Annotated in this window: 16 protein-coding genes; 4 read left to right on the top strand and 12 right to left on the bottom strand. The window is 69.3% G+C overall.

Going from position 1 to position 19,044, the window contains the following annotated elements; all coding sequences use genetic code 11:
- Positions 1-41: 41 nt before the first annotated feature.
- From chrA to FXF51_RS26140, 10 genes are read right to left on the bottom strand one after another with little or no spacing between them, the layout of a single operon-like run.
- A complete protein-coding gene (gene chrA / locus FXF51_RS26185; RefSeq protein ID WP_148437320.1) occupies positions 42-1,400 on the bottom strand; it encodes a chromate efflux transporter in 1,359 nt (452 codons plus the stop codon).
- The gene (locus FXF51_RS26180; RefSeq protein WP_148437319.1) at positions 1,397-2,587 is read right to left on the bottom strand and encodes an MFS transporter; all 1,191 of its coding nucleotides are present in this window, start codon (positions 2,585-2,587) and stop codon (positions 1,397-1,399) included. Before FXF51_RS26180 ends, chrA begins: the two co-directional genes overlap by 4 nt.
- Positions 2,584-3,015, bottom strand: a complete 432-nt coding sequence (locus FXF51_RS26175) for a chromate resistance protein ChrB domain-containing protein (RefSeq protein WP_148437318.1) — start codon at positions 3,013-3,015, stop codon at positions 2,584-2,586. The genes FXF51_RS26180 and FXF51_RS26175 overlap by 4 nt, the downstream gene beginning before the upstream one ends.
- A complete protein-coding gene (locus FXF51_RS26170; RefSeq protein ID WP_148437317.1) occupies positions 3,012-3,467 on the bottom strand; it encodes a Chromate resistance protein ChrB in 456 nt (151 codons plus the stop codon). The genes FXF51_RS26175 and FXF51_RS26170 overlap by 4 nt, the downstream gene beginning before the upstream one ends.
- 32 nt (positions 3,468-3,499) lie before the next feature.
- Positions 3,500-3,895 carry a hypothetical protein gene (locus FXF51_RS26165; RefSeq protein ID WP_148437316.1) on the bottom strand — a complete coding sequence of 132 codons (396 nt, stop codon included), beginning with the start codon at positions 3,893-3,895 and terminating at the stop codon, positions 3,500-3,502.
- The gene (locus tag FXF51_RS26160) at positions 3,883-4,545 is read right to left on the bottom strand and encodes a 4'-phosphopantetheinyl transferase family protein (protein ID WP_148437315.1); all 663 of its coding nucleotides are present in this window, start codon (positions 4,543-4,545) and stop codon (positions 3,883-3,885) included. Before FXF51_RS26160 ends, FXF51_RS26165 begins: the two co-directional genes overlap by 13 nt.
- Positions 4,546-4,548: 3 nt before the next feature.
- Positions 4,549-7,599 (bottom strand): amino acid adenylation domain-containing protein, encoded by a 3,051-nt coding sequence (locus tag FXF51_RS26155; RefSeq protein WP_148437314.1) that lies wholly within the window; start codon positions 7,597-7,599, stop codon positions 4,549-4,551.
- On the bottom strand, positions 7,596-7,826 hold the full coding sequence (locus FXF51_RS26150) for an acyl carrier protein (RefSeq protein ID WP_148437313.1): 231 nt from the start codon (positions 7,824-7,826) through the stop codon (positions 7,596-7,598). Before FXF51_RS26150 ends, FXF51_RS26155 begins: the two co-directional genes overlap by 4 nt.
- Positions 7,827-7,841: 15 nt before the next feature.
- Positions 7,842-9,410, bottom strand: a complete 1,569-nt coding sequence (locus tag FXF51_RS26145; protein ID WP_148437312.1) for an MBOAT family O-acyltransferase — start codon at positions 9,408-9,410, stop codon at positions 7,842-7,844.
- A 4-nt stretch (positions 9,411-9,414) separates the two neighbouring features.
- Positions 9,415-10,515 carry a hypothetical protein gene (locus tag FXF51_RS26140; protein ID WP_148437311.1) on the bottom strand — a complete coding sequence of 367 codons (1,101 nt, stop codon included), beginning with the start codon at positions 10,513-10,515 and terminating at the stop codon, positions 9,415-9,417.
- A gap of 295 nt (positions 10,516-10,810) precedes the next feature.
- Here FXF51_RS26140 and FXF51_RS26135 point away from each other — a divergent pair, with 295 nt between their 5' ends.
- The 4 genes from FXF51_RS26135 (at position 10,811) to FXF51_RS60970 (ending at position 15,322) form a co-directional block, all read left to right on the top strand.
- Positions 10,811-11,920, top strand: coding sequence for an amidohydrolase family protein (locus FXF51_RS26135; protein ID WP_148437310.1), 1,110 nt, complete (start codon positions 10,811-10,813; stop codon positions 11,918-11,920).
- A 331-nt stretch (positions 11,921-12,251) separates the two neighbouring features.
- Positions 12,252-13,193 carry a tyrosine-type recombinase/integrase gene (locus tag FXF51_RS26130; RefSeq protein WP_262379845.1) on the top strand — a complete coding sequence of 314 codons (942 nt, stop codon included), beginning with the start codon at positions 12,252-12,254 and terminating at the stop codon, positions 13,191-13,193.
- A gap of 311 nt (positions 13,194-13,504) precedes the next feature.
- Positions 13,505-14,026: an orotate phosphoribosyltransferase gene (locus FXF51_RS26125; RefSeq protein WP_148437308.1), complete on the top strand. Its 522-nt coding sequence runs from the start codon at positions 13,505-13,507 to the stop codon at positions 14,024-14,026.
- A 720-nt stretch (positions 14,027-14,746) separates the two neighbouring features.
- Positions 14,747-15,322 carry an RICIN domain-containing protein gene (locus FXF51_RS60970; protein ID WP_187414573.1) on the top strand — a complete coding sequence of 192 codons (576 nt, stop codon included), beginning with the start codon at positions 14,747-14,749 and terminating at the stop codon, positions 15,320-15,322.
- Between the two features lie 266 nt (positions 15,323-15,588).
- On the opposite strand, the gene FXF51_RS26115 is transcribed toward FXF51_RS60970, so the two are convergent.
- The gene (locus tag FXF51_RS26115; protein ID WP_148437466.1) at positions 15,589-16,179 is read right to left on the bottom strand and encodes a hypothetical protein; all 591 of its coding nucleotides are present in this window, start codon (positions 16,177-16,179) and stop codon (positions 15,589-15,591) included.
- Positions 16,180-16,412: 233 nt separating this feature from the next.
- Complete coding sequence (locus tag FXF51_RS26110; protein ID WP_148437306.1) at positions 16,413-18,935, bottom strand: hypothetical protein; 2,523 nt, start codon at positions 18,933-18,935, stop codon at positions 16,413-16,415.
- Between the last annotated feature and the right edge of the window lie 109 nt (positions 18,936-19,044).

Here is a 19,044-nt window from a genome sequence, read left to right as displayed (position 1 = left end):
CCCCTGCGGGGCGGGCGGGACCGGCGCGGCGCTCTTGGCCGCTACCCGGGCAAGAGCACCGTGCCGACGCCGAGCAGCGCGCAGATCCCGAGGATGCGCAGCATCGGCCACTTCAGCACGAACGTCATGACCAGCGCCGCTGCCGTGATGACCAGGGCGATCGGGCTGACCGTTCCGAGCGCGGGGACCTGCATGGTGAACGGCCCCCACGCCCAGGTGAAGGTCTGGCCGAACAGGGTGTGCTCGGCGAAGTAGAGCGCCAGGTTGGCGATGACGCCGACGACCGAGGCGGTGATGCCGGTGAGTGCGGCGCTGATGGCGGTGTTGTGCCGCAGCTTCTCCACGTAGGGGGCGCCGAGGAAGATGAGCAGGAAGCACGGCACGAACGTGACCCAGGTCGTCAGCAGCGCCCCCAGCAGCGCCCCGGCCCACGGGGTCAGCGCGCCCGGGTCGCGGTAGGCGCCGAGGAAGGCGACGAACTGCACCACCATGATCAGGGGTCCCGGGGTGGTCTCGGCCAGCGCCAGGCCGCGGACCATCTCTCCCGGTGTCAGCCAGCCGTAGACCTCCACGGCCCGCTGGGCGACGAAGGCCAGCACCGCGTAGGCGCCGCCGAAGGTGACCAGCGCGGTGCCGGAGAAGAACAGACCTTGGGTGGTGAACACGCTGCCGGTGCCGAACAGCAGCGCCACCGCGGCGACCGGCACCCACCAGACGACCAGCCCGATGGCCAGGATCTTGCCCGCCGAGCGCCAGCTCGGTTGGGCGTGGTGCAGGGCGTCGTCCGGAATCAGCGGCGCCGGCCCGCCGTCGCCGCCGTGCCCGTTGCCTGCCTTGAAGACGTGCGGCGCCAGTCGGTGCACCAGCCAGCCGGCGAGCGCCGCGGCGGCGACCACGATCGGAAATGGCACGCCGAACAGGGCGAGCGCGGCGAAGGCGGCCACGGCCAGTGCGAGGAAGAACGGGTGAATGAGCGAGCGCTTGGCGACCCGGATGACGGCCTGGGCGACGATCGCGAGCACGGCCGGGGCGATCCCGGCGAACAGCGCGGTCACCACCGTGGTGTCCTGCCACAGGACGTACACGGCCGAGAGGATCAGCAGCGCGAGCACGCCGGGCAGCACGAACAGGCTCCCAGCGACCAGGCCGCCGCGGGTGCCGTTGAGCAGCCAGCCGACGTAGATGGCCAGTTGCTGTGCTTCCGGGCCGGGCAGCAGCATGCAGTAGTTGAGCGCGTGGTTGAAGCGCTGCTGGCCGATCCAGCGCTTCTCCTCCACCAGGGTGCGCTGCATGACGGCGATCTGGCCGGCCGGGCCGCCGAAGGTCTGCAGCGAGATCAGGAACCAGGCCCGCACGGCTTGGCGGAACGGGATCACATCACGGGTCGCCTCGATGGTCATAGCGGCCTTTCAGCGGAGGGCAGGCGGACGGATCTGAACATCCGCCACAGGGTCAGGTCATAGGCGGTCTTGGCGGCTCCTGCGATGACGAACGGCAGCGCCAGGCCGAACGGCAGGAGGAAGCCGGCCAGGGCGGGTCCGGCCGGGCGGGTGAGGTAGCGGGCGGTGTTGGTGACGGCGGCGGCCGCGGTCCGCTCGTCGGCGGGGACCAGGGCCATCACGTACGCCTGCCGGGTGGGCACGTCCATCTGCGACAGGCAGGCGCGCGCCATCAGCAGCGCGATCGCGCCGGGCAGGCCGGGCGCGAACGGGACTGCGGCCAGCAGCAGGTTGGAGGGAATGTGGGTGAAGACCATGGTGCGCAGCAGCCCGACCCGGGCCGCGACGGCCGGGGCGGCCAGCAGGGAGGCGGTCTGGAGCACGCCGAGCACGGCGAAGGTGATGCCGATGGTCTGCGTGGTGGCGCCGTAGCGCAGGCTCAGCCAGTAGCCGAGGTAGGCCTGCACGACGAACCCGCCAGCCAGGCTGTCCACGGCGAACAGCGCGGCCAGCCGCGCCACCGGCCCGCGGGAGTGGGCCAGTATCCGGGGCCGCGGCACCCCTGCGGACGTTGCGGGTGACACTGGGGGCGCCTCGACGCCAGCGGGCAACCGGAACGCCAGTATCATGCCGGTCGCGCCCACGGTGGCCAGGACGCCGCCGAGCAGCTGCCGATCCGGCGGCAGCGCGCCGAGCAGTGCCCCTGCCGTCCCGGCGACGGCGGCGACCGCGTTGTAGAGGCCGAAGCCGCGCACCACCTCGCGCTGCGGCCGCCCGGTGCCGGCGAGCATGACCTGTTCCAGCGTGGTGAACGGCCCGGACTCCATCACCTCGACCGACAACGCCCCCGTCATGGCCACCACCACGAGCAACCACACCGGCGCCCCGGCCGCGATGACGACTCCCGAGCAGAGCAGGGCTCCATACAGGGCGGCGTACACGCGGCGGCGGCCGGCCCGGTCGCCCCAGCGGGCCAGGGCGAGGCTGGAGATGAGCGTGCCGGCCAGGATGGCCGCCAGCATCAGCCCGACCCCTGCCGGCGTCAGGCCGTCCAGGCGCAGGATCGCGCCGAGCTGAACGGCGGCGATGCCGTACCCGAGGCCGCGCAGCGCCTGGGAGGTCAGCAGCAGGCCGACCGTGCCCGTCACGCCGGTTCCCGCCCCAGCAGCAGGGCTCGCCGGTGGAACTCATACAGGCCGTCGAAAACAGGCCCAGTGATGTCCAGCACGCGCTCGTCGTCGCAGATCATCGACAGTCCGCGCAGGATCACATCCACGCCGCGCGCCTCGGGGGCGTCGAAGCGCTCGTCGTCGATGTCGGCCTCGTGCACGATCTCGGCCAGCTTCCACAGCACCGGATCGTCGAGCTCGTAGCGGCGCAGGATCGTCTCGAAGCTGCAGTCACCGCCGTGATGCGACAACTCGGCCCCGCGCAGGTCGAACGGGGTCGCATCGGCCGGCACCGCCGCGGGGGCGTCGACGAACACGAACTCCGGGTCGGGATCGAGGTGCCGCCTGATCAGCCAGGCGCACGCGGCCCGGTCGATGTGCACGCCCGCCCGCGTCGCCCACCTCATCGGCCGCTCTCCACGATCGTCTGCGCCAGGGCGCGTACGGCCTGCTGAGCGGTCTCCTTCTCCGGGGGCGGGAAGTGGTCGCGCCGCCCGATTCTGCGTAGCTCGGCCTGCAGCCGCTTCATGGTGCGGCTGCGCTCGCCGGGTGGTGCGCTCGCGGCGGCCTCGGCCTGCTCGGCCACTGTCCGGTATTCGGCTGCCCGTGCCGCGCGCATCTCGGTAGCGATGGCCTTCTCCTGCGCAGCGCTTCCCGCGACGGCCAGCCATACGGTGGAGCTGCCGCCCAGTTCGCCGATCTCCTCGGCGATCCAGTCGATCTGCTCTCGCGTGCGGGCGTCGGCGGGCAGCGCCACGAGCCCGTCACCGAGCCGGACCACCCCGAGCCGGTCCAGCTTGCGCCAGATCGTGATCCGCGATGTCGAGGGCTGGCGCGGGATGCGGTAGGCCAACAGCACCCACTGCCCGGTTCTCGAAGGCGTGGCGCCGGTCACGGCGCCAGCTCTCGGGCCAGTCGCTGGGCCCGTTCTTTGAGTTCGGCGTTCATGTGCTCGTCGAAGTGTTGGCGTTGCAGGTGCCATTCCGTTGCGCCGGGGATCGCGCCTGGCCGGCAGTCGATCGTCACGACCAGGTCGGCGTCGGGGGGCGCCGGGACGGTCCGGGGCAGTTCCAGGTCCAGGAGGTCCTCCACTTCTGTGCCTGCCAGCAGGCGCGGCGCGTGCGTGCTCACCTGCTGTTGCGGCTCCAGTCCGGCGGTTGTCGCCGTCCAACCCGGGGGCGCGGCGCCGGTGAACCAGGCGGCAGCGATGCGGCTCTTGCCCGCGCCGTGCGGGCAGACGAACAGCACGGTCCTGGCCTTCGCCTCCGCACCATCTACTGTAACCATGGCTGCACTGTAACGCTGGTTGCATTGCCGAGGGAAGTGACGAGCGACCCCAGCACGTCGCCGCAGGACCAGTCGAGGAACCTCCAGTGGCGCAGGAGCCGGCACCCTTCTGAAGGCGGGAGTGGTGACAGGTCGATGCTGCTCATGGTGTGCAGGTCCGCCGCACCGGCTTTGATGAGGGCCTCCTTGCGTACCCACTGCCGCAAGAACGCGCGATGCGGGTCCGGGTCGCGTTCGACGACCTCACGTTCGCGAGCGGTCAGCACACGGGCCAGAACCTGTGGGCCTGCCGGGGACTGGTCCAGGCGTTCGAGGTCGATGCCGACAGGGTGCAGGTCTGCGGCCGCCGCCACCGTCTCACCCGAGTGCGACAGGCTCAGGTGGACCTGCGGGTAGTTCTGGAGGAACGGCCGGCCGTGCGGCCCCTGGCAGAGCGGGCAGCGCTGGACGACGGCCAGTCGCCCGGCCGGCACGTCCACGAGGCGTGCCGCGCATCGGCGCAGGAGGTGCCGGGCCGCGATGAAGACCTGCCGGTCTTCATCGCGGCGGATGGCCGCCGCGCGCTGCCGTTCCTGGACTGTCAGCGGGGCCTCGGCGTCGTGGGGGCGGGCAAGGATGTCCCGCGCCTGGCGCACCAGCACCACGGCCATGGGTCACCGGGATGCGGCCAGACGGCGGGCGAGGGCGCGGATGGTGGTGTGCCGGAACAGCTCGTCCAAGCTCAGCTGCGGTGCGAGGATCCGGGTGATGGCGTGGTGGGCCCGGACGATGTCCAGCGGGTTCAGGACGGAGTAGTCGTCGGTGAGGGTGATCTGCTCGCCTGCCACCTTGCGCCAGATGGCCAGCAGCGCGGACTCCAGGCCGTCAGCGGGCTCGGCCGATTCGGTCGCGGCCGATGGTGTGGTGATCGGGGCGGGCAGGGCCCTGCGGTCCACCTTGCCGTTGCGAGTCAGGGGCAGCGCGTCGAGGATGATGATGTGTCCCGGCAGCATGTGGGACGGGAGCTTTTCGGCCAGGTGGTCGCGCAGGGTCTTGATGAGTTCGTCGGAGTCAATCGTGCCCGCCGGGGTTGCGTAGGCGACGAGCCGCTTCTCGCCGCGCCGGGCGCCGATCGCCGTGACGACGGCACCGGTCACGGCGTCGTGATCGAGCAGGGCGGCCTCGATCTCGCCGAGTTCGATGCGGTAGCCGTTGATCTTGACTTGGAAGTCTTCCCGGCCCAGAAACTCGATGCTGCCGTCCGGGAAGTACCGTCCCAGGTCGCCGGTGCGGTAGAGGCGCCGGCCGGTCGTCGGGTGGGTGATGAACGCGCGGGCGCTCTTGTCCGGGTCGCGCCAGTAACCCATGGCGACGCCGTAGCCGCCGACGTACTGTTCGCCGGGTACCCAGTCGGGTCTGCGGCGCAGCGCCTCGTCCAGGATCTCGAAGTGCTGGTTGGTCAGCGGTTTGCCGTAGGGAATGCTCGGCAGGCTCGAATCCACGGTGTCGATCCGATGCCAGATGGACCAGATGGACGCTTCGGTGGCGCCGCCGAGGCTGATGATGTCGATGTCGTGGTCGGCCAGGGAGCGGATACGGCCGGGCAGGGTGACCGGAATCCAGTCACCGCTCATCAGCACCAGCCGCAGCGTGGGGGCCAGCCGCTGACGGCGGCCCTGGGTGTAGCCGAGGAGCATCTCCATGAGGGCGGGCACGGTGTTCCACAGGGTGACGTCGTGGCGTTCGATCAGATCGGCCCAGCTCCAGGGGGCGCGGCCGGTGCCGGCCTCCGGCATGACCAGCGCCCCGCCGTGCGCGAACGGACCGAACAGGTCGTAGACCGACAGGTCGAACGTGAGCGGGGTGAGCGTCAGCATCCGGTCGGCGGCTGTGACGTGGAAGCGCCGGTTGATGTCCAGGACGGTGTTGAGCGCCCCCCGGTGGTCGATCATGACACCCTTGGGCAGGCCGGTCGAGCCGGAGGTGTAGATAATGTAGGCCAGGTCGCGATGACTCTGAAGGCGGCTGGGCTCGGAAGCGCCGTCGCCGTCGAGCAGGCTCTCGTCGATCACCATCGGCGTGACGTCCTGCGGCCAGGGCAGTTTGACCTCCAAGCCCTGCTGGGTGAGCGCGAGCTTCACCTCGGCGTGCTTGAGCAGGTAGTGCAGGCGCTCGGCGGGCAGGTCGGGCTCGATCGGCACATAGGCGGCGCCGGATTCGAGGATGCCGAAGACGGCCAGCGGCTGCTCCCACCCCTTGTCCATCACGACGGCGACCGTCGTGTTCGGCCGGGCGCCGAGCTCGCGCAGTCGCGCGCCGAGGGCGGTGGCGCCCGCGCGCAGCTGGCGGTAGGTGAGCGTCCTGCTGTCGGAGATGACGGCGGGCGCGTCGGGGGTGCGGGCGGCTTGGGCCCAGAACGGTTCGTGCAGTAAGAGCGGCGGGATGGCGGCACTCGCGGCGTTGACCTGGTCCCGCACGCGATGCTGCTGAGCCGGCAGCCAGTCGCGAGCTGTCCGCTGCCATGCGCCGGGGTCGGTGGCGAGCTGCTGGAGGAACGCCAGATGGGCGTCGATGAGGTCTTCCAGCACGCGACCGGGGAACAGGGCGTCGATGGCGTCCCAGACGAGGACCAGGTCGCCGTGCTCTTCGCGTACTTCGTGGGCGAGTTGCACCTGCGGACGCTGATGCGAGGTGAAGCCGATCCGCCCCAGGCCCAGGGCCCAGCCGTCGCCGGTCGGGGAGTTCAGCCGGTCGCAGAAGAGCACGGGTGCGAGGGCGGCGGTGAGCTGCCCGGTCGTTCGCGCGATCTCGCGCAGAATGAGCAGGCCGTCCGGCCGGTTCTGGTTCAGCTGCGCTTGTAGGGCGTGGGCCTGCTGCTGGAAGGGGATGCGGGGGTCGGCGTCGACGTCGAGGAAGGTCAGGTCAGTGAAGTCGCCGACTGCTCGCGGGTGGCGGTCGCGGGAGGCATAGGCCAGGGTGAAGCGCGGTTCCTTGGACCAGGCGGCCAGGGCTTGGTTGAGCGCGCAGGCCAGCACCGCCGTAGGAGTGAGGTCCGTGGCATGCTCCCGGAGGGCCAGCCAGTGGGGTGCCGGCAGGCGGCGCTCCCGTCGCGCGCAGAGGGGTTGCGCCAGCAGGCGCGGCTCGATCGCCAAGGGAAGCTGCGGCGGCAGGGCCGCGGTGGCCCCTGCTGGCGCTGTTCCAGCTCGGGCAGCAGGGGCAGCGGGGGCGGCGTCGGTTTCGGTTACGGCTTCGCTGAGGTGGCCTTGGTAGCCGGTGAAGATCTCCTCGCCGAGCAGTGCGAAGCCGTCGGCGTCGGCGACCAGGAGGTCCACGGCCACGTGCACCCTGCTGCGCCGCTCGTCCAGCCGCGATACACGCACCTCGAACAGCGGCCACCGGGTGGGATCGAATGCTTGTGTTGTCATATCGGCCCGGATGGCTTCAAGCCGCCCTGTGGCCTCGGTAGACGTCCGCAGGTCTTCCACCTGCGGTTCGTAGGCGGGTACGTCGGTCAGGATCTGCTGCTGCCCGTCCCCGGTGATGACGGTGCGCAGAGCGGGATGCCGTTGAATCGCCTGCCGCCAGGCCTCGCCGTACCTGGCCAAGTCCAGGTCTTGCACCTCGGCTTCCAGATAGTGCCGGGCGGCGGAGCCGCCCAGCTCGAACGCCGGAAGCCGGCCGAGCCAGTTCGCCTGCTGAGCAGGGGTCAACGGGGAGGCGTTCATGCCGCCGCCACCCCTTTACGCTCCAGAGCAGCGCGGATGTCGCCGAGAGAGCGCATCGTGGTCATCTCGGCGTTGGTGAACCGGATGCCGAACTCGTTTTCAACCTCGATGAGTAACGTGACGTGCCGCAGACTGGTCCAGGTCAGGACGTTCTCGGAGCTGGACTCGTCGGTGAAGCTGTCTGCCGGCTGCTCCAGCACGGTGGCCAGGACGTCTTCCAGTCGCATCTTTCAGTTCCTTGGTCAGTAGCGGTAATAGAGGAAGGGCGAGGGTCCGCCGGCGAAGACCAGGCCAAGGCCGGCGATGACCGCGATGGCGACCGCCCAGGACGGATTCGGCCGCCAGGAGATCGTCCAGCGCCACCGGCGTCCGGCCTCCTTCTCCTCCGACGGGATGGTAGGCAGCCCCACCTCGTACCGGCCGAGAATCTCCTGCGTGTTGCGGGGGTAGAACAGCGCGATCGCCCCCAGGAAGATCGTCCACAGAACGGCGGGGACGACCGTGAGGCCACTGAACAGCACGCTGGTGCCGTAGAACTGGGCGACGCTCGCGCCTCCGGCTGCGCCGAGGCCGACCATGGTCGCGAGGATCTGCGTGGCCGAGCCGGCGTCGGGAGCGCGCAGGTACACCAGTGAGGCGACCAACGGGACCATCATCAGCAGCCAGCCCACCGGTGCCGGGATGCGCGGCAGCCGCCGCTTCGCCCCGAGCTCTCGCCAGGTGAGGTTGATCGACAGCGCGATTCCGTGGATCGCGCCGGAGATGATGAACCCCCAGCCCGCCCCGTGCCAGAACCCGACCAGCACGAACGTCACGAACACCGGCAGGCAGATCACCGCCAGCAGCCGCACCCACTGCGGCCACTTGCGCCGGATGCTGCGCCGCATCATGTTCGCCGTCATTGGCGTGTACACGTAGCTGGTGAAGAAGCGCACCATCGTCATGTGCCAGCGGCGCCAGAACTCCACCAGACTGGTGGCCTTCAGCGGCGAGTTGAAGTTGAGCGGCAGCCGCACCCCGATCATGTAGCCGAGCCCCAGGGCCATGTCGGAGTAGCCGGAGAAGTCGAAGTACAGCTCGAAGGTGTAGGCCAGCGCGCCGACCCAGGCGCTCCCGGTCGAGACCGCTCCGCCCGCGCCCGCGGTGTCGAACATGGTGGCCACGTACGGGGCGACGCTGTCGGCCAGGACCGCCTTCTTGAACAGCCCCATCGCGAACAAGGTCAGCCCCACGGCGAGGAATTTCACCCCGGTCCGCTCGCGCACGGGCGTGTCGAGCTGCTTGAACACCTCGCCCTGGCGCACCAGCGGCCCGGCGGTGATGTAGGGGAAGAACGTGCCGAACAGCAGGTAGTTCAGGAACGACAGCCGCTCGATCTGGCCCACGTAGGTGTCGAGCAGGAAGCCGATCTGGATGAAGGTGTAAAACGACAGCCCCACCGGATACACCGCGGCCAGCGCGCGCAGGTCGGTGCCGAACAGGGCGTTGATGTTCTCGGCGAGGAAGCCGGTGTACTTGTAGAAGCCGAGCAGCAGCAGGTTGGCCACGATGCCGGTGATCAGCACGGCTCGTCTGCCGCGGCCACCTTCAGGCAGCCGCCTCATCTGCCAGGCGAACGCGAAGTTCATCACCACCGAGCCGAGCAGCACCAGCAGGTACCCGGGGCCCAGCGATCCGTAGAACACCAGCGAGGCGATGATCAGCCAGGCCAGAGCCGGTTTCTGGCTGGTGAACACGCGAGTGAGCAGGTAGTAGCCGGCCAGCACGATCGGCAGGAACACCAGCAGGAAGGTGTAGGAGGTGAAGGACATGACCTCAGACCCCCTTGTCCGCAGGAATCAGGCGAACGACCTTCGACAGGCACGCGGGCTTGGAGTGGATCTGATCGATGAAGTCCGCCGCCACGCAGCCGAACTTCGCGGGGTCGTAGCCGCCTACAGAGATCACTCCCCACCGCCTGCTCATGTCCTGAGCAACCGCTTCGAGTGAGTTCAGCGTCTTGCCGAAGGGGCGCTTCTGAACCTCGGCGTAGAAATCCGGATGGTAGGGCGTCTGCACCAGCACCACACGTACACCTTTGCCGCGCAGGAAACCGATCGCCTTGCCCATGGCATCGACCAGAGCCGGGTCAATCTTCGGCGCTCGATCGCCGATCTTCAGCAGCTCCTTGCGGACAGCACCATCAACAAATTTTTTGGTGTACTTCGCGAGGCTTTTATCGGACCAATGGATGGAGCCGTCCGCCGCGATGACCTCAAGAGCGGGGTTCTGCAGGTTCGCGGTCGGCCCGGGTTCTGCAGGGGCCGCCGACACCTGCCGGGCTCGCTCGAAAACGGCGGGAGCGTAGAAAAGGCCGGACCAATTCTTGATGGGCGCCGTGTCGAAATAGGAGTGCGCGGGGACACCCAGCCGGGTGGCCATCGCCCGATATTCATCGGCCCACTCCTGCCATTCGGCGGCTTCGCGCTCCGCCGGCGGCTGGAAGCTGATGAAACGCAGGCTCAAGATCAGAGTTTTGGGCAGCTTGCCGGCCCGGTCGAGCATGTAGGCCAGCGCGAGGGCGTCTTCGGCCTGGTCGTTGCTCACCCAGGCGTTGAAGAAGGTCTGGCCGGGAAACAGGTCGGCGTGCGCTTCCCACCAGCGGCTTCCTCCGAACACGACCACGTCGGGGGCGGCCTTCAGCTGGTAGATCTGCTCGCGCCGCAGCGCGCGCCAGTTGATGTTGGTGTCGTAGTTGGCGTAGTTCCGTCCCTGCGCCAGCACGCCGGCGACCTCGCGGATATGACCGCGATCATAGGCGAGCGGATTCAGCCGGTAATTCCATACGCCGACTCCGGCGAACAGGAGAACAACCAGACCGACGGTGAGCAGGGTGTATAAAAGGAAACGCGGACGCGCGTCGACGTCAGCGGGCATGGTCGAATGAACCCCCGATCCGTGTGCACATCGCGACAATTCTCGGCCAGAATCCTTACCCGGCCCCCACCTCAGGTCCGGCCCTCATCGCCACCTGCGTCAGGATCTGCGAACACACGAGGAACTGTCAAGACTGGTAAGACGTTTCCAAGTATCGGACAGTCAGTCATGTGTGCCAGTGCGAAGTCGAGCAAGGAAAACGGATTCAAGCGAGTCCGAAACGACAGATTGTGCCACCATTTCAGAAACACGCCCGGAAAATTACCAGCATGAAAAGGGGGGAATACCCTGTGACATGTTTCTTCTCCGCGGCAGCGTCGTGAGCCTCGCCTGGCGGGTAGACGGCCGCCTGCTGCCCGATGGCGAACCGTGCACGTTCTTCGTCGTCGGCGGGCGCGTCACGTGGGAGCCGGTGAGCAGGGCGGAGACCCTCGTGGACAGCGGCTGGATCACTCCCGGCCTGGTCGACGCGCACTGCCACCTCGGCCTCCGCACCGGAGGAAGCCCCGTCACCAGCGCCGGGGAAGCTCGATCCCTGGCTGCGGCCGACCGTGACACCGGGGTGCTGGCGATCAGGGACACGGGCTCACCGAACGGCTTCCCCGAGCTGGACGAGCTCCTCGACATGCCGCGGGTGATCCGGTCCGGACGCCATCTCGCACCTCCGGGCGGCTACCTGCCCGGCGTCGCCGTCGAATGCTCCTCGGCCGAACTCCCCGCCGCTGTCGCCGCTCAGGCCGCCCAGGGCCACGGCTGGATCAAGCTCGTCGGCGACTGGATCGACGACGCGTCCGGTGACCTGCTCGTCAGGTGGGACGCCGCCTCGGTGAAGACCGCCGTCCAGGACGCGCACACCCTGGGCGTCAAGGTCGCCGCACACACCTTCAGCGAGGCGGGCGCAGCCATGATGGTCGAGACGGGTGTCGACTCCATCGAGCACGGCCCAGGACTGTCGATCGAGCTGCTGGAGGAGATGGCGCGATCAGGCATAGCCCTCGTCCCCACGATGAGCGCCATCGCCACCTTCCGCTCCATCGCCGCCGTGGCGCAAACCCGCTATCCCCGCTACGCCGCACACCTGCGCGACCTCAGCGCGGGATTCGGCTCCCTCGTCCGCGCCGCGCACGAGATCGGCGTAGCCGTCTACGTGGGGACCGACGCTGGCTGCGATATCCGCCACGGGGCCATCGCCCAGGAAATGCTCGCGCTCCACCGCCAGGCCGGGATGAGCCCGGCCCAGATCGTGGAGGCAGCCTCATGGCGCGCACGCCACTGGCTCGGTCTCGCAAACCTGACGGAGGGCGCTCCCGCCGACTTCGTGGTCTACGACACGGATCCGCGTGAGGACCTCGCGGTCACAAGACACCCTCGGCGAGTGGTGCTCCACGGCAGGGTGGTCCGTTGAAGCCGCTCGATCCTGCCGGTTGGCCTCAGCAAGAGGTCATCCATTCCGACGAGCTACGACGGCGCCACCCTGACAGCAATCGGCGGCCACGTAGCCAGCGTACGGGCCGGCGTCGCCTGCCAGCGAAGCCGGACCAGCCCCCATCGGAAGGCAGGACTATAGCAACCTCGGCACTGGCGATTCAGTCGAGGCGTGACTGATTCTTAGATAACTGTCGTTATCTGGCAAGATAGCGATCACCTGCGTAGCGCGAGCTGGGCGGCTGTTGTCCGGCACGGAGGCTTCGTTTCCCGGTTATCTGGCAACTCGGCGGATGGTGGAGGTCGGCACAGTGGATCCGGTCATCGTCGAGCAGCTCGGCCGCGCACACCCGCTCGCCCGCCATCTCGACGACTTCCTCACCGATCTGGCCAACGCCGGCGCCTCCGCCCACACCCGGCGCGCCTACCGCGGCGACCTGATCGCCTTCGCCGCCCACCACGGCGAGGAGATCGGCGCACTGTCCGCCGCGCCGGTTCGCGCGTTCCTGGCCGAGCTCGCCGACCTGTCACCGGCCAGCCGTAAGCGCAAGCGCGCCGCCGTCGCTACCTTCGCCAAGTGGGCCGTCCGGCACGACCTGCTGCAGGCCAACCCGATGGACCGGATCGACACGGTCAAGGTGCCCAAGAGCCTGCCGCGCCCGGCCGCGGCTGCCGACGTCGTCAAGGTGCTGGCGGTGATCTGCTCACGGCGGCCGCGCAAGGACCTGCCGCTGGACCGGCTGCGCGACCGGGTGCTGTTCGAGACCGCCTACGTGTGCGGCGCCCGCGCCTCCGAAGTCTGTGGCCTGTACGTGGAAGACCTCGACCTGCGCCTGGACGACGAACACGTCCGCATCCACGGCAAGGGCGGCAGCGTACGCACCGTGCTGCTGGACGACCGCGGCTACGTCGCCCTGCTCAAGCTCTACCTGGCCCGTGCCGGCTACACCGCCGGGCCACTGTTCCGCGCCAGCATCAACGGCCGTGGCGGACCACTGTCCTACGACGCCGCTCACCACCGCTGGCAGAACTACTGCACCGCCGCACGCGTCGAGATCGACATCCATCAACTGCGGCACGCCCACGCCACCGAGCTCATCAACGCCGGGGTGTCCATCGAGGCCGTTCGGCGCCGCCTCGGCCACGCCTCTGCCGAGACCACCCAGCTGTACGCGCTGCTGGACGACAAAGTCGCCGACGCCGAGATCCGCGCCGCCCGGCGACGCCGAGATCGGACAGCCCGCCGTACCTGACGTCTACCCCCGGCGGTTACGGGTCGATGAGCTGCAAGATCAACGCCGTTTGGGGCTCATGACACGTTTCTTACCGGCACCCCTAGTAGTGCTTCGCTGGGACTACCGGCGAAGGCCGCGCCGGGCGGTTGTCTGCGCCGGTCCGGGGTGGTGAGCAGCAGGTGCAGGTCGTGGACGGCCTCGTAGAGAGTCCGGCCGCCGCAGCCGCTTCCGGGTCGCCTCGCAGAGTGGTCAGGCATGCGGGCGACCGCGGGCTGCCGCGCTGGTGGCCTGTGGAGCGGCCGGTTCAGGCGGTCTGCCATGCTCGTGTCGTGACTGACGTGGATCTTGCCCGGCGGATTCGTGACCGTTGCCGGTTGAGTGGCCGGTTCGTGTTGCGTTCGGGACGGGTGGCCGGGGAGTACTTCGACAAATACCAGTTCGAGGCCGATCCGGTCCTTCTGGATGAGGTGGCGTCGGCGATGGTGTCACTGGTTCCCGAGGGGACCGAGGTGCTGGCCGGCCTGGAGATGGGCGGCATCGCGGTGGTCACGGCGCTGGGGCGGCGCACCGGCTTGCCCTGCGCGTTCGTGCGCAAGACGGCGAAGCCCTATGGCACTGCCCGGCTGGCCGAGGGCGCCGACATCGAGGGACGTCGTGTCCTGGTCGTTGAGGACGTGGTGACCTCGGGCGGGCAGATCGCGATCTCCACTGGTCAGTTGCGTGATCTAGGGGCTCGGATCGACCACGCGTTGTGCGTCATCGATCGGCAGGAAGGCGGTGCCGAGGCTTTGGCCGCGGATGGGATCCGGCTCCTTGCGCTGCTGAAGCGCGAGGATCTCAAGCGAGACTGAACGGGCTGGACCTGTGCGGGGCCAGACGGCGTGATCGGCGTCGGAAGGTTCCGCCCCTTCGGCACGATCATCCGGCCGGACTGTCGTTCGGCGTGCGTGACGTTCACGGCCACCCAGTCGGTCAGCTTGTCCGCGTCGGCGACCGGGCACTTCCGGAAGCCGGGATGATCGCGGATCTCGCCGCGATGGCGCTCGATCGTCCGGCCTGACCTGTCGTACAGGCTGGCCCACGCTGCCGGGCGACGTCCCTGGCAGCCCATGACACATCGGTCAACGGCACCCATGCTGCCGCTCGGACCAGCCGGGGGTGTCGCCAGTACCTGGCGGCGCCAGGCCTGGGCGACGATGGCCTTCAAGAGGCGCCGCGCAGATGCCCGGGGTCGGTCTTCGGTGTTCCCGAGAGCACTGGTGGCGCGCGTAATTTTCCCGTGTTTCCCATGGTCAGCGTGCTGCATCATCGACGAGCAACGCCCACGTGACCGGTCTCCGCAGGCTGCCCATGACGCACCCACGACCGGCTGCAGGCGCATCATCGCGCTCGCGATTCATTGGTCCCGGCCGTCCGGCCGGACAACCTCGGAAGGATCTCAGATGCTGACCGCTTCGCGGCTGTTCATCCACCGCCGGAGCCGGGAAACCCACCCGGCCGGCGTTGATTCCACCGGCATTGCACCTCATCCCCCGACCAGTCCGTCCCGGACCTGCCAAGGAGGCAGACCCATGCACCGCAGCATCCGCCGGGTCGTACCGGTCTCGATCCTCGCCGTCGCCGCGTTGTTCACGGCGCAGTTCCTCGCCACACCGGCCCACGCCGACTTCCGCTGGTCAGAGCCGATCAGCAATCAGAAGGACGAGGGATTCTGCATCGGCATCGGTGGCGGCTCTTCCGACGCGGGCGCCAGAACAGGGCTGTACCGCTGCGATGGCCGGGTCAACCAGGACTATCAGTTCCTCGACAATCGCTTCAACACCCGGATCAAGGTCAACAATGGCGGCGGACACTGCCTTGTGGTGGACAGTGTCCTCAACGCGGAAGGGTCGCGGGACGTCTTTCAAGGCTCGTGCACGGTTTCTGGAGACCGCGCGCGATGGCAGCTCGCGAGCTCAGCCGGAGGAGTCGTCCACCCGACTGCCCGGCTGGCGTCGATCCGTAGTCTCGCCTACCCCGGGTTCTGCATCGGCGCCGGTGGCGGTGCCATGTTCCACGACAACGTGGTCAAGGCGTACCACTGCGACTTCAAGGACTACGGCAACCAGAACTGGGTCGTGAACCGATCCCAATCCACGATGCCGTGAACCGCCACAGCCCACACCGCGGGTGACAGGCACGCGACCTGCTCCATGCCCCGTCCGATGACGGAAGTCGTCCATGACGCCACGGGGTAGAGCTTTGCCAGCCACCATCCACCAAGGGCCGGCTGCAGGGCAGATCGAGTTCGGTCGCGACCTGGACCGGGGAGCGGGACGCCCCGTCCTGCCGCACCGCGAGGTCCTGCCTCGCGCCGGGATGATGTCGCCGCCGGGGCGCATCGCACCCGGATGGTGCAGGTCAGTGGTGGCAGTCAGGGGCGCGGCACGTCGAGGACGATGACGGGCGCGTTCTCCGCGAGCAGTTGGCCGGCGTCGAAACCCACTGCGGTGGTCTGCTCGATGAAGGCGAACACGGCGGCGCGCTTGCCGTCGAAGTCGTCGGGGGCCAGGCCGTCGAGCAGGGTGCGCAAACCGGCCAGGGCGGACGGATCGCCGTCCTCCTGCCGATGGTCGCCGAAGACGAACTCCCACATCCGCGCCCTGATCCGCCCGTCGGCCGCATAGACGACCGTGTGACCGCCCTTGGAGTGCCAGGACGCCATCCACACCCGGGCGTCCTCGCTGACCGTGGCCAGGGCCTGATCGGACAACAGGTAACCGCTGGTGAACTCCAGCAGCCCCCAGCCGCCCTCACCTTCGAAGGCGAACAGCACTGGCTCGTCCGCCTCCAGCGCCTCCTCGGGAGGGTAGGCCATGACCCGCCGTCGGGGGTCGCGGCCACCGTTGACGCGCCACAAGACGTCGTCGAGGCCGAGGTCCTCGCCCAAGGGCTGCACGACGACCCAGCAGAGGGCGTCCAGCCAGGCGACGCGACGCAGGACGTCCCGGTAATGATCTATCACTCCCCAATGAGAACACGTCGGGAGCTCCTTGAGCAGGACACGCAGGCGCCCGATGAGGACCACGAGCAGGCGCAGCACCTCCAGGACCCGCCCGGCCGGTATCTCCTCGACACCCCGGCAACGCGGCGGCATCCGAACCCGCGGTGTCCCTCCACCCGCAGGCCCGGACGTTGCCTTCCGACCGGCACGGAACTGCGGATCCCGCATCTGCAGGACGAACGGCCCCACCACGGTCACGGGGTGATCGTCGACGACACGCTGACGCCCGGCCGTACGGACGATTCCGGAGCCTGGATCAGGGTGCTGATCGCGGCTCCGGCCAGCGCGGTGGCGGCGGCGGTCGCGGCGGCCACGAGCACGGTAGCCGCCGGAGTGAGGAACGAGCCGATCCTGCGGAAGTCCCGCCCCAGCGACCAGGGCAGCCCGGCCGCCCGGAACAGGCGATACTCCCAGTACAGGGCGAGGGCGAGGCAGAAGACGAGGAGCTGGCCGAGACGGATCAGGGCGATGAGGTACGTGTCGGGCAGGTCGAGGAAGAACACCTGCCGCACCGCCTCCACGACGAGGACGGCCAAGAACAGCGCCAGCGCCTTGCCGGTCGGTCCGTCGCCGCGGAGCAGCGGATAGAAGTACCCGTAGACGAAGGCGCAGACCGCCGGATACAACGCCCATCGCAGCAGGTTCACGTCGAAGGCCAGCACGGTGTTCGCGCTGTCCATCGCGTCGGCGTACCACCACACGACGGATCCGACGAACGGTAGTGCCGCGACGAGGCCGAAGCCGAGCCCCGCCATCCCGTTTCGCGCGGGGGTGAGGCCGGCCGCCGAGTTCACCGACGCGTGCCTGCCGCCGTCGAACTCACGGTGCCCGCCCAGCCGCTCGGAGGCGTTGCGTAACGCGCCCGCGTGCGAGTCGAACTCCTCGACGCTCACCTCCTGCGCCACCAGTTTCGACCGCGCTCCGCGCAGATATTCGGCGTGCGCCGCCGCCAGCACCCTGGTGCGAACCTCCCCGTGCATCAGCCGCCGGTGCAACCGGCGGCCGACCATGCCCAGCCGCGCCGCGGCGCCGAGCCGCGCCTTGGGCAACAGCCAGGCGAACATGAGCCAGGCGGCGACCGCGGAGGCAAGCGAGGCCCTGTCGTGGTACGGGTTCACGACCGCCACCGCCACGAACACGATCCCCGCTCCGCGCACCTCCGGCCTGCCCAGGGCGGCTCCGGAGCACCCCATCCTGAGCAGGTACGCCAGCACGCCGAGCTCCAGGAGCGGAAGAACGGCGGTGCCGAGCAACGTGGCGATCCCCACCGGCGTGTCACGCGGCGCGTCGGCCATCTGCGCGAGGTCCGGCCAGTGCTCCGCCATGGCGACCGGCCGCAGGAGCGCGAGCGCGGCCCAGCCGAGCACGATCGCGTATCCCACGCGGGCGGCAGCCCTGGGCAGCAGCGACGCGGCGGCCAGGAACGGAAGCGTGCCCAGCAGGCCGATGATCGCGCCTTCCCATCGGATGCCGTGGTACCCGATGGCGGACGCCAGAAAGACGTACCAGGCCGCGCAGATCAGTTGCGGCACCTGCCTGCGGTGGCCCAGCGCGACCCCGGCCACCGCCGTCGCGGCGAGGAACGACACCATCAGCCCCGTCCAGGCCGGTGAGACGGCGCGATGGTGCAGGCCGGCCCCGTACAGCAGGTCGGCCAGGTAGACCAGCCCGAGCACCGCGAGAAGCGACGCCCCCGCCGCGGACCACGCCGGACGACCCGACACCACTCGCAGCAGCACGGCTCCCAGCAGCGGCAGCACCACCAGCAGCAGGTACAACGCGATCTTGTCCCCGGGCCACGGGCTGAGCAGCAGCAGGCCGGTCAGCGGAATCACCGCCAACGCCACGGACGCCGCCCATCTGGCGGGACGTAGCGCGGGACCGCGCCGCCGGGCGTAGAGCAGCACCATCACCCACGGCAGGGCAAGCTGGCAGTGCCACAGCAGCGGATTGACGATGTAGCCCTCGACGAAGGCCGCGATCCGCGCCGCCTCGGGCCCGTCGGAGAAGGCGCCCTCTCCCCCTTCCGGGCTCGCGTCCTTGACCGGCCGGGCGAACTTCACGTACCAGTCGTCCGAGTCGTGCGCGTCGCCGGTCAGGACGACCGAGTGCGGGCCTTGCTCGTCGGGCCACCCGTGTACTTCCGCGATCGTCCCGCCCGCCACCTCCACCCGCAGGCGCCGGCCGATGATCGGATCCGTGTCCTCGTCGGACCAGGGGAAGGCGTGGGGCGGCGCCGGGATCCACAGGTCGTCCACGGTGTCGTGGCCCTCCGGCGCCCGGCCGTTGATCGTGACGGTCACCGTGGCGGAACGGCCGTCGTGCTGGATGACCGGCGCGTCGTAGACCACAAGGTTCCGCAGGGCCGGCTCCGTGGTGACCAGCCAGCGGACCAGCCCCCCGGCGTCGGCGAGCCACCTGCCGCGCCGGATCTCGCCGACGAAGGGATCGCCACGTTCGAGGGTGAGCACGTGGGTGACGACGAAACCGTCCGGCACGCCCAGCGGCCGGAGCGTGACCTTGACCGTGGTGTCCGCGAAGCGGGGCGGCTGCGGTGGCCGCCAGAAGTCCTCACCCCTCAAGGGCTCGTCACGGGTGTCGCCTGGCGGCGCCTCGTACGGGAGCGGCAGTCCCAGCAGCGTGCGCTGAGCCGCGTACGCGGCGCCGAACCCGCCCGCCACCAGAAGAGCGATGACGGCGACACGGATGGACCGCAACAACGGCACAGCTTCCAGATATCACCCTTTGCCGCGCACCGGCTGGCTTCTCCCGGGGCTCGTATGGTGATTTTCTCTGGCAACTGCTGGAGCTGACCCATCACGCCAT

This window comes from Nonomuraea sp. PA05 (genome assembly GCF_008086045.1).
GTDB classification, from domain to species: Bacteria; Actinomycetota; Actinomycetes; order Streptosporangiales; family Streptosporangiaceae; genus Nonomuraea; species Nonomuraea monospora.
Note: the sequence above shows the minus strand (reverse complement) of the source record. Positions and strands in the feature narration are given on the sequence as shown.